15 protein-coding genes are annotated in these 13,745 nt (G+C 60.8%); 9 read left to right on the plus strand and 6 right to left on the minus strand.

Features of this window, described 5'->3' with window-relative positions:
* Positions 1 to 335 precede the first annotated feature (335 nt).
* The 9 genes from AO356_RS33070 to AO356_RS15095 all read left to right on the plus strand — a co-directional run bounded on the left by AO356_RS33070 (position 336) and on the right by AO356_RS15095 (position 7,425).
* Positions 336 to 641 carry an IS3 family transposase gene (locus tag AO356_RS33070; protein WP_060738273.1) on the plus strand — a complete coding sequence of 102 codons (306 nt, stop codon included), beginning with the start codon at positions 336 to 338 and terminating at the stop codon, positions 639 to 641.
* The gene (locus tag AO356_RS15060; RefSeq protein WP_060738274.1) at positions 638 to 1,474 is read left to right on the plus strand and encodes an IS3 family transposase; all 837 of its coding nucleotides are present in this window, start codon (positions 638 to 640) and stop codon (positions 1,472 to 1,474) included. The genes AO356_RS33070 and AO356_RS15060 overlap by 4 nt, the downstream gene beginning before the upstream one ends.
* Before the next feature lie 338 nt (positions 1,475 to 1,812).
* Positions 1,813 to 2,394: a YjfI family protein gene (locus AO356_RS15065; protein ID WP_003205989.1), complete on the plus strand. Its 582-nt coding sequence runs from the start codon at positions 1,813 to 1,815 to the stop codon at positions 2,392 to 2,394.
* A gap of 22 nt (positions 2,395 to 2,416) precedes the next feature.
* Positions 2,417 to 3,115: a PspA/IM30 family protein gene (locus AO356_RS15070; protein WP_003185899.1), complete on the plus strand. Its 699-nt coding sequence runs from the start codon at positions 2,417 to 2,419 to the stop codon at positions 3,113 to 3,115.
* Between the two features lie 288 nt (positions 3,116 to 3,403).
* On the plus strand, positions 3,404 to 4,438 hold the full coding sequence (locus tag AO356_RS15075; RefSeq protein WP_060740434.1) for an ion channel: 1,035 nt from the start codon (positions 3,404 to 3,406) through the stop codon (positions 4,436 to 4,438).
* Positions 4,425 to 5,087 carry a DUF2491 family protein gene (locus tag AO356_RS15080; protein ID WP_060740435.1) on the plus strand — a complete coding sequence of 221 codons (663 nt, stop codon included), beginning with the start codon at positions 4,425 to 4,427 and terminating at the stop codon, positions 5,085 to 5,087. Before AO356_RS15075 ends, AO356_RS15080 begins: the two co-directional genes overlap by 14 nt.
* A gap of 15 nt (positions 5,088 to 5,102) precedes the next feature.
* Complete coding sequence (locus tag AO356_RS15085; RefSeq protein ID WP_060740436.1) at positions 5,103 to 5,531, plus strand: DUF350 domain-containing protein; 429 nt, start codon at positions 5,103 to 5,105, stop codon at positions 5,529 to 5,531.
* A 19-nt stretch (positions 5,532 to 5,550) separates the two neighbouring features.
* Positions 5,551 to 6,255: a DUF1190 domain-containing protein gene (locus AO356_RS15090; protein ID WP_060740437.1), complete on the plus strand. Its 705-nt coding sequence runs from the start codon at positions 5,551 to 5,553 to the stop codon at positions 6,253 to 6,255.
* A 12-nt stretch (positions 6,256 to 6,267) separates the two neighbouring features.
* Positions 6,268 to 7,425, plus strand: coding sequence for a glutathionylspermidine synthase family protein (locus AO356_RS15095; RefSeq protein WP_060740438.1), 1,158 nt, complete (start codon positions 6,268 to 6,270; stop codon positions 7,423 to 7,425).
* Between the two features lie 137 nt (positions 7,426 to 7,562).
* Here the strand turns inward: AO356_RS15095 and AO356_RS15100 are convergent, their stop codons facing one another.
* The 6 genes from AO356_RS15100 to AO356_RS15125 form a co-directional block, all read right to left on the minus strand.
* Positions 7,563 to 8,495 (minus strand): phosphatidate cytidylyltransferase, encoded by a 933-nt coding sequence (locus tag AO356_RS15100; protein WP_060740439.1) that lies wholly within the window; start codon positions 8,493 to 8,495, stop codon positions 7,563 to 7,565.
* A 1-nt stretch (position 8,496) separates the two neighbouring features.
* Positions 8,497 to 9,117: a lysophospholipid acyltransferase family protein gene (locus AO356_RS15105; protein WP_003205972.1), complete on the minus strand. Its 621-nt coding sequence runs from the start codon at positions 9,115 to 9,117 to the stop codon at positions 8,497 to 8,499.
* Between the two features lie 89 nt (positions 9,118 to 9,206).
* Positions 9,207 to 9,662 (minus strand): hypothetical protein, encoded by a 456-nt coding sequence (locus tag AO356_RS15110; protein WP_060740440.1) that lies wholly within the window; start codon positions 9,660 to 9,662, stop codon positions 9,207 to 9,209.
* Positions 9,652 to 10,995 (minus strand): phosphatase PAP2/dual specificity phosphatase family protein, encoded by a 1,344-nt coding sequence (locus tag AO356_RS15115; RefSeq protein ID WP_060740441.1) that lies wholly within the window; start codon positions 10,993 to 10,995, stop codon positions 9,652 to 9,654. Before AO356_RS15115 ends, AO356_RS15110 begins: the two co-directional genes overlap by 11 nt.
* The gene (locus AO356_RS15120) at positions 10,995 to 12,752 is read right to left on the minus strand and encodes a bifunctional alpha/beta hydrolase/class I SAM-dependent methyltransferase (RefSeq protein ID WP_060740442.1); all 1,758 of its coding nucleotides are present in this window, start codon (positions 12,750 to 12,752) and stop codon (positions 10,995 to 10,997) included. Before AO356_RS15120 ends, AO356_RS15115 begins: the two co-directional genes overlap by 1 nt.
* A gap of 11 nt (positions 12,753 to 12,763) precedes the next feature.
* A complete protein-coding gene (locus tag AO356_RS15125; RefSeq protein WP_060740443.1) occupies positions 12,764 to 13,387 on the minus strand; it encodes a CDP-alcohol phosphatidyltransferase family protein in 624 nt (207 codons plus the stop codon).
* Positions 13,388 to 13,745 lie beyond the last annotated feature (358 nt).

Consider the following 13,745-nt stretch of genomic DNA (forward strand, 5'->3'; position numbering starts at 1 on the left):
TGCTCGCGATGGCGTCGGTAAATCCGGCCTCTCTGCAAACGGATAAACCGCTATCGCGAGCAAGCTCAGCTCCCACAGAGGATCGATGGTGGACGCCTGATCTGTGAACGCTCAAAAAACTGTGGGAGCCGAGCTTGCTCGCGATAGCGTCGGTAAATCCAGCCTCTCTGCAAACGGATAAACCGCTATCGCGAGCAAGCTCAGCTCCCACAGAGGATCGATGGTGGACGCCTGATCTGTGAGCGCTCAAAAAAACTGTGGGAGCCGAGCTGAACTGGCCTAATAATTCCGGACACCTCTTAAGGGCGATATGATTTCGCCAACTTGGAGGTTCCATGAACGAAAGAAAGGTCTATACCCGCGAGTTCAAGCTGCATGCTGCCAGCATGGTGCTTGATGATAACTGCCCGGTACCAGAAGTTTGTGCATCTCTGGACATCGGACCCACCGCTTTACGGCGCTGGGTTGATCAGGTTCGTAAGGAACGCGAGGGCCAGCCAGTTAAAGGCACCAAGGCGATTACTGACGATCAGCGCCAGATCCAGGAGCTAAAAGCCAAGATCAAGCGCATGGAGATGGAAGCTGAAATCCTAAAAAAGGCTACCGCTCTCTTGATGTCGGATCCCGATCGTTTCCGATGATCGCAGAGCTAAGAGAGTCATTTCCGACGGCCGTGGTGTGTCGTGTGTTCGGCGTGAAGCGCAGCAGCTTTTATGAGTGGATTCAGCGGCGATCCAAGCCGCGGATCAGACGTGAAGAACTCAGGCTGAAAGTCGTTGAACTGCACAGTGAAAGTCGCGAAGCCATGGGCTCCAGGATGATCAGCAAGGGCCTGAAATCGCAAAATATTGCAGCGGGAAGAAGCCTGGTCAGAGCGCTGATGAGGGAAGCCAACATTGTCAGTAAACAACGCCAGCCGCATCCATTTAGATCCAAAGGCGTGGAGGCATTTGTCGCGCCTAATCGGCTCAAACGCAACTTCAAACCGACTGCAATCGATCAGGTTTGGTGTGGCGACGTTACCAGCCTGATGGTGGGTAAACGCTGGATTCATCTGGCCATCGTGATCGATTTGTTTGCTCGCAGGGTTATTGGTTGGGCTTTTTCTCTGGTTAATGAGGCCAACCTAGTCAGCAAAGCGCTACGCATGGCGACAGCTGTACGAACGTGTCCTCCAGGGCTGATGTTTCACTCAGACCAAGGATGTCAGTACACCAGTCGCAAGTTTCAAGAAGAACTGACCCGCCACGGCATTGTGCAAAGCATGAGTCATCGGGGACAGTGCTGGGACAACGCTCCAATAGAGCGTTTTTTCGGCACACTGAAGTCAGAGTGGGTACCTCGCAACGGCTACAGCCTGATCGAGGAGGCAAAAACGGACATGGTGCGTTTCTTCATGTACTACAACCGCACCAGGCTCCACAGCTACAACAACTACCTGTCGCCAATAGCCATGGAGCAAAAAGCGGCATAAACACCGTAATCGGTGTCCGGGATTACTTGACCAGTTCAAGCTTGCTCGCGATGGCGTCGGTAAATCCAGCCTCTCTGCAAACGGATAAACCGCTATCGCGAGCAAGCTCGCTCCCACAGGGGGCGTCAGCATTTGTGACAAATAAAAATCTCACGCGTGAGCTATTGTGGGCTTTTGAAACTACCTGTAGTGTTTCTCACGCGTGAGTTTTTCACAGTGGGGTCAGTACCATGCCAACCAGCGCTCCATCAGATCCGCCTGACGGGTCTGTGACCGATTCAGCGAGCCGCACGGGAGAGCGCGCCAAACCCTCCGCGAAAAAACCGTCGAGCTTCTACATGAAGCAGATGCGTGCGGGCCTGAGTGCCGCCGGGTATGTGAAACACGAGACTTGGGTGCTTCCGGAAAACCGAAGCCTGCTCAAGCAAATGGAGAAACAGCTACGCCAACCGATTCTGGCTGGCTCATTCATGTCGGAGGATTACATGAGCGCAGGTAATAACTGGAACATCGATCGCCTCTACAGCGCCCTTCAGGCCCTGGACGAAGTGGTCGCGAACGACATCACTCTCTCCCTCGTCCAAGGCTCCGAGTCCAGCATCAAGCTGGAAATGAATGACTTCGGTGGCTTGCCGATCTACATCGCAGTCGTGGGCGACCAGATCATCGTCGATACCGTCCTGGTGGATGTCGAGTCGATCAGCGACGTGGCGGCCTTCAACGACGCCGTGTTGCGCAGCCGGGAAATGTTCCCGCTGTCGTCCATCGGCATCGAGACCATGCCCAACGGACAGGTCGTCTACAACATGTTCGGCGCGCTGAGCTCCGACTCCAGCCTGACCAACGTCGTCACCGAGGTCAAAACCCTCGTCGACAACGTCCAGCGCGCCAGCGAAGCGTTCGAACGCTTCTTCATCTAATTCGCCGAACAGGAACCATCCAATGACTCAGTCCATCTGGAGCAAATTGTTCACCGCCCTGCGTGGCGGTGCCAACGAAGTCGGCGAATCGATCGTCGACCAACAGGCCTTGCGCATCCTCGACCAGGAAATCCGCGATGCCGACAGCGCGCTGGCCAATGCCAAGCGTGAACTGGTCACCATCATGGCCAAGCACAAGCTGGCGACCGATCGCGTCGGCGAATACAACGCCAAGATCAAGGACCTGGAAGCCAAGGCCCTGGCCGCGATCCAGGCCAACCGCGAAGACCTGGCGCTGGAAGTGGCCGAAGCCATTTCGACCCTGACCAACGAACTGGACGCCGAGCAAAAGCACGCGACCGAATTCGGCGGCTACGCGGACAACATGCGCAAGGACATCACCAAGGCCGAAAGCCGCATCAAGAGCCTGCGTCAGCAAGTGGACATGGCCAAGGCCCGCGAAAGTGTGCAGAAGGCCCAGGTCAGTGCCTCGATCGCCAGCGGTGGCGCCAATGGCAAGCTGGAAACCGCCGTCGGTACGCTCAACCGCCTGCAGGCCAAGCAACAGCAACGTGCCGCTGAACTGCAAGCCCAGGACGAACTGGCCGAAGCTTCGACCGGCTCCGACCTGGAACGCAAGCTGCGCGATGCCGGCATCACGCCGAACGAAGGCAGCGCCAATGCGATCCTGGAACGCCTGAAGAAAAAATCGGCTGAGTGATCTGTTCGGGCTGAACAATCAAGGCAGGCCGAGCACAAAACCTGTGGCGAGGGAGCTTGCTCCCGCTGGACTGCGCAGCAGTCCCATTCCTTGGGGCCGCTTCGCGCCCCAGCGGGAGCAAGCTCCCTCGCCACAATAGTGTCCGGCGCTCCTGGATTTAATTGTGACGCAGGTACTTTTATCCAAGCGCCGCAACAGGTTTAATGCTGTCCGGCCACTACGTTCGAGCGCTCACACGCCAGAGCGATGATCCCGCCAGGAACGAAGCCCCACGGAGTCAGGGACGAAATGTCGATTTTCCTTTTGTTGCGCTCGTACGCATCGTCCTTCTTCCATCGGTTCGGCTGGGCCGGCCTGGCCATTGCGCTGGGCGTGCACCTGTCCACGGCCTGGATCGGCCTGGTGCTGCTGGGCGAGCAACACCTCATCGCCGCCGCCACGTTTATCTACTTCTATCTCACCACCACGCTCACCGTCGGCTATGGCGATCTGTTGCCACAGACATCCGCCGGGCGAATTTTCGTGGCGACCTGGATCATGCTCGGGGGCATTGCCCTGTTGACGACGGTCATCGGCAAAACCACCAGCAGCGTCATCGATGTTTGGAGAAAAGGCATGAAGGGCAAAGGCGATTTCACCGGCAAGGTCGGCCACACGGTCCTCATCGGCTGGGAGGGCGCCTCCAGCGAACGGGTCATCGACCTGCTGCTGCAGGACGAAACCTCCAATGACAACCTGATCGTCATCTGCGATTGCGATCTCGAAGAAAACCCCATGCCCGGCAAGGCGTCCTTCATCAAGGGCGACAGCCTGTCCTCCGTCGCCCTGCTGCAGCGCGCTGGCGTGCCGGGCGCCGAACGCGTGCTGGTGCGCACCCATTCCGACGACCTGACCCTGGCCACCGTGCTGGCGGTCAATCAACTGGGGCCTGCCGGGCACGTGGTCGCCCACTTCAATGACAGCGAAATCGCCGCCCTCGCCAGCGCCTATGCTCCAAGCCTGGAATGCACCTCCAGCATGGCCATCGAAATGCTGGTGCGGGCCTCCCAGGACCCGGGCTCGTCAGTGGTCATCAATGAGTTGCTCTGTGTGGGCGAAGGCGCCACCCAGTACCTGATGAAACTGCCCGAGGCGTTTGAAGCGACGTTTGGCGAGCTCTACACCCGGATGAAAGAGCAGCATAACGCTACGCTGATCGGCTACCGCGCCCAGGGCGCCCGACACCCAGCGATCAACCCGCCTGGCGCCACGCGCGTCGTGGGCGGAGAACTCTTCTACATCGCCTCCACGCGACTCAAGGAAATTTCCCATGGGGTGGTTTAAACAGTTGATGGGGCTCGAGGCCCCGAACGCGAACACCACAGCCAGCCAGGGCGCCCCCGTCACCGGGCCGTTGGGCCTGGCCTCCGGCAAGCAGGTCATGTTCGATGCCACGCTCAAGTTGTTGCTCGACGGCAACAGCACCGTGGTCATCCCGGGTTCCCAGCAGATCTGGAGCCTGGGCATCGTCGACCTCGGGCAGTCGAACTGGCTGTCGCGCTGCTACATGAACGACGAAGACTACTGGCTGCAAGTGCACACCAGCGGCGACATCGCCGGGCAGGTCGAGTCGGTGATCCTGTTCAACTACCTCAGCTACGTCACGATCAACAGCGAAACGGAGTTGCGTCGCCTGGCCGGCCCTGAAAGCCTGATCGGCCTGCCGACCTACACCCACGACGGCGTCGAATACACCCGCGAATGGGGCACCGAGGCGGGCCAGACAGAATTGGTGACGTTGAGCGAGCGCGTGAGCAATCCGGATGAGTCCTACAGCGTCGAGCACCGTTCGATGCTGTACGCCCGCGACACCGGCCTGACGGATCGCCGGGAGTTCCTGTTGTTCTCCGTCGAAGAGGACGCCGAAGGCACCGTCAGCCTGAGCACTTCGCTGGGTATTTCGCTGTACACCACTGACCTGAACACTCTTTGAATAAGGAAGAAGTCCATGCTTGAAGCGCTCTCCATTTCCCTGAACAAGGCCGCCGTGTTCGGCTTCGCCCTGTACATCCTCGGCGCCGCCGTGCTGTTCGCGCTGTTCCAGTTCATCTACATCCATGTCACGCCGCACAAAGAGTTCGAACTGATCCGCTCGGGCAACGTGGCTGCGGCGATCGCCCTGAGCGGTGCCCTCATTGGTTTCGCCATCCCGGCCAGCAACGTGATTGCCTACTCGATCAGCATGCTGGACTTCGTCGTCTGGACGGTGATCGCCGCGGTCGTCCAGTTGCTGGCGTTCCTGGTGACCAGCCTGGTGCTCAAGGGCGCTTCGGCGCGCATCAAGCAGGGTGAAATCGCCGCCGGTATCTACATCGCCGCCGTGGCCATCAGCGTCGGCCTGTTGAACGCCGCGTGCATGACGCCTTCCACGAACTGATTGCGCCACGGAGAACGCGATGAAACGAAGCAAGTACGTCCAGCTTTCGCTGGCCGCGTCGGTCGCCATGGCGATATCCGGCTGCGGGCCGACGGAAAAAACCTACGAGTTGAAAAAGAAGTACAACTTCCAGTCCGTGCAGCAATGTGTCGATGAAAAGCTGCCGGTAGACATTTGTGCTGACGCCTACATGACTGCCATGACGGAGCATCGCCGCATTGCGCCGGTGTACGACAACCAGGCCGATTGCGATGCCGACTTTGTCCCCGATTGGTGCCAGCAGGATTCCGCTGGCAAGTTCATCCCCAAGCTCGGTGGTTTCGAGCTGAGTGCCGAGGGCGAGGTTACGCAGTCCGAAGTGGACGCGGCCAGGGCCCAATTGCCGGCCTCGGAAGCGATGAATACCGGTGGAGGTTTCAGCAACCTGCTGACCGGATTGCTGATCGGCAACATGCTGAGCAGCAACCGCAACAGCTATTTCTCCGAGCCGGTCTACCGCTACCGCGATGATCGTGGCAGCTTCGGCTCCTCCACGCTCAGCCAGCGGGTGTCGACAGGCTCGACGTTCACCAGGTCCAACCAGGCGCGATACGGCAGCTACACCGACTCCATCAAGTCCAGCAGCAAGCCGATGTCCGTTGCCTCATCCACCTCCCGTGGCGGCTTCGGCAGCAAGTCCAGTGCCCGCAGCGGTTGGGGCGGTTCGAGCAGCTCCGGCGGTTGAGGAACCAGCGCCATGAAGAAGATCCATTGCGCCGAGCGTCCTGACTGGAAGCAGACCGCCGAGCAGCTCGGCTTTCTGTTCCACACCATCGACGATGAACCCTATTGGGACGAAAGCGCGTACTACCAGTTCACCCTCAAGCAGATCGAGGACGACCTGGAAGACCCGACCACCGAGATCCATGACATGTGCATGGACCTCGTGGCCCGCGTGGTCCAGAGCGAAGAGTTGCTGGAGCGCCTGAGCATTCCCGCGCCGTTCTTCGACCTGGTGCGCACTTCATGGCTTGAAGGCCACCCGCACCTGTATGGGCGCATGGATTTCTCCTACAACGGCAGCGGTCCGGCCAAGCTGTTGGAACTCAACTACGACACGCCGACCAGCCTCTACGAAGCGGCGGCGTTCCAGTGGGGCTGGTTGGAGCAATGCATCGAGCGCGGCACGCTGCCGGCCCATGCCGACCAGTTCAACAGCATCGACACCAAGCTGCACCAGGCCTTCGCCCAGTTGCAGCTCACCCAGCCGTTTTATTTCGCCTCGGTGAAAGACTCCATCGAAGACAAAGGCACCACGGACTACTTGCGCCTGATCGCGGAAAAAGTCGGCATCGAGTCGCGGCACATCGATATCGAGGACATCGGCCTCAACAGTGACGGGCGTTTCGTCGACCTGGAAGAGCGCTGGATTCCACACCTGTTCAAGCTGCATGCCTGGGAGTTCATCTTTCACGAGCCTTTTGGTGCGGCGATTGCCCAGTGTGATACGCAGTTTTTCGAGCCGGCCTGGAAGTCGATCATCTCGAACAAAGGCATCCTGCCGCTGCTGTGGGAATTCAACAAAGGCCACCCGAACCTGCTCGCGGCTCACCTGGATACCGACACCAGTAAAGCGGTGCCCAAGGGCTGGGTGCGCAAGCCGTTCTTTTCCCGGGAAGGTGCCAACATCGAGCTGCAGACCGCTGACGGCTTGATTGTAAAAGAAGACGGCCCCTACACCGACGCGCCGTTCATCCTCCAGGAATTCGCGCCGCTGCCGAAGTTTGACGACAGCTACACCCTGATCGGTTCCTGGGTCATCGGCGACCAGGCAGCCGGCATTGGCGTGCGGGAAGACAACAGCCTGATCACCAAGGATTCCAGCCGGTTCCTGCCGCACCTGATCCTCGACTGATAGCCCTGCACACCACCCCCCTGTGGGAGCGAGCTTGCTCGCGATAGCGATGGATCAGCTGACATCGATGTTGACTGACCTGAGGCTATCGCGAGCAAGCTCGCTCCCACAGGTTTAGGTGTTCGCCGCAGGGTTTTTCAGGTCCACCAGTACCGCACCAGGTGGAAGAAGATCGGCGCGGCGAAGCAGACCGAGTCCAGGCGGTCGAGCATGCCGCCGTGGCCTTCGATCATGTGGCCCCAGTCCTTGACGCCGCGGTCGCGTTTGATCGCCGACATGACGATGCCACCGGCAAAGCCCAGCAGGTTGATCAGCAAGGCGATGAGGAACGACTGCCACGGATTGAACGGCGTGATCCACCACAGCGCGCCACCGATCAGCGAGGCCAGGAAAATGCCGCCGACAAAGCCCTCGACGGTTTTCGAGGGCGACAGGTTCGGCGCGATCTTGTGTTTGCCGAACAGCTTGCCGCACACGTACTGCAACACATCCGACAGCTGCACCACGATCACCAGGTAGGCGATCAGCAACAGGTTGCGGCCTTCGAAACCGGCGATGTCCAGGGTCAGCAGGGCAGGGACGAAAGAGATGCAGAACACCGCGATCATCAAGCCCCACTGGACCTTCGAAGCGCGCTCGAGGAAGTGTGTGCTATCGCCGCCCAGGGACGCCAGGATCGGCAGCAGCAGGAACACATACACCGGGATGAAGATCGAAAACAGCCCGTACCAGTCGTAGTAGATCAACAGGTATTGCAGCGGCAGCGCCAGGTAGAACGCCGCCACCAGGGCCGGGTAGTCACTGCGCCGGGTCGGTGTCAGGGTCAGGAATTCCCGCAGGGCGTAGAACGACACGGCGTAGAACAGCAGGATGACCGCCGCGTTGCCGAGCCAGAACGCCACGCCGATCACCAACACCATGATCCACCAGGCATTGATCCGGGCGTTGAGGTTATCGATCACCGAGTTCGGCGCGCCGCGGGTTTTCAGCCTGAGAATGAAACCGATCAACGAAGCCAGCACCAGAATGGCGCCGATCCCGCCAAACAACATCAGGGTATATCGATCCATGTCAGACGTGCTCCGGGGCCAGTGCCAGCAGCGCGGCGCGGCTGCGTTCAAGGAATTGCTCTTTGCTTTCGCCTTCTTCGATGCACAACGGCGCGCCGAAACTGGTGGTGCACAACAGCGGCAGCGGCAGCACACGCCCCTTGGGCATGACGCGGTTGAGGTTGGCGATCCACACCGGGATCACCTCGACCTCGGGGTGATTTTTCATCAAGTGATAGATCCCGCTCTTGAAGGGCAACAGGCCTTCCTCCGGATTACGCGTGCCTTCCGGGAAGATGATCAGCGAGTCGCCGTTTTCCAGTGCATCGAGCATCGGCTGCAATGGGCTGTAGGAAGGATCCTTGCGCTCGCGGTCCACCAGCACGCCGTTGAACACCCGGTTGATGATGTAGCGACGCACCGGGCTGGTCTGCCAATAGTCGGCCCCCGCCACCGGGCGGGTAAGCTTGCGCAGCGCCGGCGGCAGCGAGGCCCAGAGCAATACGAAGTCACCGTGGCTGCTGTGGTTGGCGAAGTAGATCCGTTGCACCGGCGTCGGCGCGCAGCCGAGCCACAGGCTGCGCGCGCCGGTGACCATGCGGGCGGCGGAGGTGATGAGGTTGGCGACCACGGGTTCGAACATGAAGATTCCTTGTCCTGAGAAGTTCGGGTAGTGACGCAATCTTTAACAGCTGTGGTGAGGGAGCTTGCTCCCTCACCACAGAAGCCTATCTAGATACTTGAAGCCAACCAGGGACTGGCCAGGATGAAGCCCAGCACCAGGACGACTTGTACGGCCAATAAGCGTGACTGCCGACGCAGCAGCAACAATGCGCCATGCCGGCGTTCGGTCCAGAGGCGACCAGCACGTGCGGCCGGTTGCAGGCCCAGCGCGGTGAGGGCCTGATCCAGGGTATAGGTGCGCTCGGCCAGGGACTGGGTGCTGTCAGCCATGCGCTGGAACAGATCGGCGTCAAACGCCACGCGCAGCGCCCAGTATTTTTCCAGCACGCCAAGCACCAGTAGCGCCGCACTCAACAGCAGCAACCACGGATCGATGAGGCCCACCAGCCACTGCCCCAACCCCAGCAGCGCCCCAAGCAGCGTCAGCCCGGTGGACAGCTGGTCCAGCGAATGACCCCGGCGCAACAGGCTCGCCACGGTGTGGAGCTCCATATCACTGATCATGGACATGCCCCTGTGCTGTGGATAATTGCTCCAGCGCCCGACGGTGCGCCGCCTGCAAAACGATACGCGGTCGGGCGCGCTGGATTTGCACGATCGCCGCATCAACGTTCGCCGCCCGGCCGCTGTGCAGCAGCCAGGCCACCACCGCCGTGGCGCTGCGCGAATAACCCAAGGCGCAGCAGACCAGCACCGGCCCGTGCTGGCGCAGGCTTTCGATAGCTTCTGCCGCTGTCAGGCATTGTTCGGTGGTCGGCGCCGTCAGGTCGAGCACCGGCAATGAGCGATAGGCGACCCCCGTGCTGTCCATGGACAGTTCCGCGCAGAGGTCGAGCACGCCGGTAAACGCACTGTCCTTCAATTCCATCGGCGTGGGGATTCGCCCCAGCCAGACGTTATCCGCCACCTGATCCGGTTGCGGATGCTTGCGCGTCCACCAACGAGAATTGATCCACGCCGCCGCCAGATACGGCGCCAGCAACCAGCGCGCTGCCGGACTCAAGCGACCATCGGCACGCTTCTGGAAACCGTCGGCACCGAACACCAGGTAATTCAGCGCCACCATGAGCACCGCGACCGCCGGCCAGATCAGCCAGAGCCACGCGCCGCCCAAGGCAAACGCCGGAATGAACAGCACCGCCGCGCCCAGGCCATAACGCCAGGCCAAGCGTCGGCGAGCAGGATCCGCCGCCAGACGCGCACTCAGCAGCGGACTGGGTCGATCCAGCGGCCACAACCAGACACACAGCCAACCGGCCAACGCACCCGTGGGCAGGTCAATGAAGTGATGTTGATACGTGGTCAGCACCGATACGCCGATCAACGCGAACCAACCGTGCATCAGCCAACGCCAGACCCCCTGCAAATGCCGCTGATAGCAGACCCAAAGGATGACCAGCAACGCAATGTGCAGCGACGGCGCCTGGTTGAACGGCTTGTCGAAACCCGCCAGCACCTCGAACAACCAACCGAACACACCATCCATCTCTGGCCGGGGGAAGGTGAAGCGCAACGGCCAGAGCAGGAAGCAACTGACCGCAATCACCTGGGCCGTGAGCAGGCGCAAGGCGTGGCGCTTGAGTTCGTCACGGCTGCTGGGCAATAGCAAGGACAGGCCGTACAACAGGTCGATCGACCAGTAAGGCACGATGGTCCAGGCCATGAACGGCATGTGGGTTTCCCAGGCGAACACCAACGTGCCGACGTCGTCACGCTGGGAAGTGACCCAGGTGGCGAAGCCGTAGGTGGTGAAGAACAGCGGCGCCAACAACAGCAGCCACAGCACTGCGGGTTTCAGCAGTGCGGGTTCGCGGGCCGGAGCGATGACGGCGCTCATTACTGCACTCGCTGCGCCAGCGAAACGCTGAAAATGCCCCATTCGTCGACCCGCAGGGTGATCTTGCGGAAGCCCGCCGCCTCAACCAATTGGTCCATTTCCGCCTGGGTACGTCGACGCATCACCCAGGCCTGGCCGGCACGGTGGCTGGTGAGGGCGCGGGCGATCAGTTCCAGCTGCGGGTGCCACGGCTGGCCGGTGTAGACCAGGAAACCACCAGGCTCCACGGCTTCGGCCAGGCCCGCGAGGGAGCCGCCGACCAGTTGGTTGTCGGCGAACAGCTCGTACAGGCCCGACACCACGGCGAGGGTCGGCTTGGGTTCCAGCGCCGCCAGGTCCTGGCGGTCGAAGGCATCGCCTTTGACGAATCGAGCGATATCGCCCAAGCCTTTTTCAACGATCAGCGCACTGCCATCGCGCACGTTGATGTCGCTGTAGTCGCGCAGCAGGATCGACTCGGGCAACGGGCTGACGCCTTGCAGGGCTTCGAGAATGTAGCGGCCATGGCCGGCGGCGATGTCGACGATGCGGACCTCGCGGTCCTGGGCGCGCAACTCGGCCATCGCCAGGCGCAGCAGCTCCTCGACGTTCAGCTTGCGCTGGCGAATGCCGCGCCAGCCGATGGAGTTCAGGTAGTTCTGGTCGATCATCTTGCCCAGCGCCGAGGTGCCGGTGGGGCGGTTGCGATAGACGTAATCCAGGGTACTGCCGGAGTCGAACCCGGTGTCGAAGCCCAGCTTCACCCCGGCCGACAACTTGCTGCCAAAGCGCATGCTGGCACGGGTCATGCGCCAGTAGAGGTCGCGCAGCGAGTTGTGGGGCAGCGGCGTGGCCAGGGTTTCGGCTTCGGCGCAGGTCGCGCCCAGGCGATCGGCGTCCAGCAGGGAAGGGCGGTCCAGCGGTCGGGCGAAGTTTTGCAGAATGAAGCGGCGGGCACTGGCAACGGCTGGCGCACGGTTCTTCTCGCCGAGGGTGTCGTGGAAGAAGCCCGGCAGGATGTGCTTTTCCTTGTGCAGGCTGCCCAGGCGCTCGAAGAATTGTTCCTGGGGTTTGCGGTGTACCACGAAGTCCGAGCCGGAGATCAACAACTGCGTCGGCACCTGGATCGCCTGGGCATCGGCCACTACGCGGTCGGCGGCTTCGTACAGGCCCAGCAGCACGTTCACCGAAATGGCCTTGGTGATCAACGGATCGCTGTCGTAGGACGCCACCCGCTCCGGGTCATGGCTGAGGAATTTCGCCTTGACGTAGCTGTTGACGAAGAAATTGCCGCGGAACTTGCGCATCAGCGCCAGGCCTGGACGGGCGAACGGCACGTAGAGCTTGACCTTGAACGCCGGCGACGCCAGCACCAGCGAGCGAATGCGCGGCGCGTAGTCGTGGACCCAGGTGGACACGATCACCGCGCCGACGCTTTGTGCGACCACAGCGATGTTCGCTTCGTCGATCTGATGCGCCGTGCCGATGTGATCGCAGAACGTCTGCACGTCCCGCGCACTGGTGGCAAAGCTCGGGCTGTCGCCCCGTTCACCCGGCGACTGGCCATGGCCACGGGCGTCCCAGGCAAAGAAGTCGAACCCGGGCAGGTCCAGCTCATCCACCAGGTGCGCGATGCGCCCGGAGTGCTCATGACCACGATGAAACAACAACACAGCCTGGCGGGGTTCACCCGCTGCCGCGTCGACAGCCGGCCAGTGTTGGTAGAACAGTTCCACGCCATCGTGGGTGGTGAATGTCCGGTGTTGGGCTTCGCGCATTGCAAGTTCCTTTATGCTGAGGGAGCGTTTTCCTTCACCTGGCCCAGGCCATGACGCACCCGATTGACCAAGGTATAAACCAGCAGGGCGGCAACCACCGCCATCACACCATTTATCCAGTACGCCCCGAGCCAACCCAGGGCAATACCGGTCGCCAACACGCCAAACACAAAGGCGCGGTCACTCTTGCCCATCGGCCCGTCATACCGCCGCGAAGCCCCTACCATCGCCCCCAGCACGCCGGCGTATTCGCTGAACAGCGCCAACAGCGTGACCAACAACACGAGCAGAAGACTGGTATCGGCAAACAGGGCAAAAGGCAGGATCAGGGCAACGTCGGCGATGATATCGCATAGCTCGTTGAGGTAGGCGCCCAGATGGGATTGCTGGCCAAATTCCCGCGCCAGCATGCCATCCACCGCATTCAACGCCATGCGCAGGAACATCCACACCGGAACCAGGACGAAAATCCACGGATGGCTGGCGAACCAGGCAATGACCGCCCCCACCAACACCGAGACGATACCCGCGAGCAGGGTGACCTGGTTGGCGGTGACCCCGTTGTTGTAGAGGCGTTGAACCATGGGGCGCAGCAGGTTTTGAAAGGCAGGCTTGAGTTGGTAGATGGAGGGCATCGGGGGAAGATCTCGGCCGGTTGCGGGGCTGGGCTTATACAGATGCGAGATTACGATAGGTTGAGGGGTTGCTGGCGGGTATTTCTCGAGAATGCGCGCGGGTAGGCATCTATTCGCGCATTTATTTGCGCAAGACACCTCGCCACAACTCTCCTGTGGGAGCCGAGCTTGCTCGCGATGGCGGTCTATCAAACAAAAAGATCTTCAGCCGGCTGACCATCTGCATGCTCATGTCGTGGCATCTATAGTCATCGGCGGGGTTCGCACGCCAAGCGTTTGAATTTAGCGAATCGCCCTACATCCATCCCCTCTTTCCCTGACTTATTTCCCTCGCCATCGCAGGCAGAGTCTCGCGCCC

Origin of the sequence: Pseudomonas fluorescens (assembly GCF_001307275.1) — a bacterium.
Classification (GTDB): Bacteria; Pseudomonadota; Gammaproteobacteria; order Pseudomonadales; family Pseudomonadaceae; genus Aquipseudomonas; species Aquipseudomonas fluorescens_AA.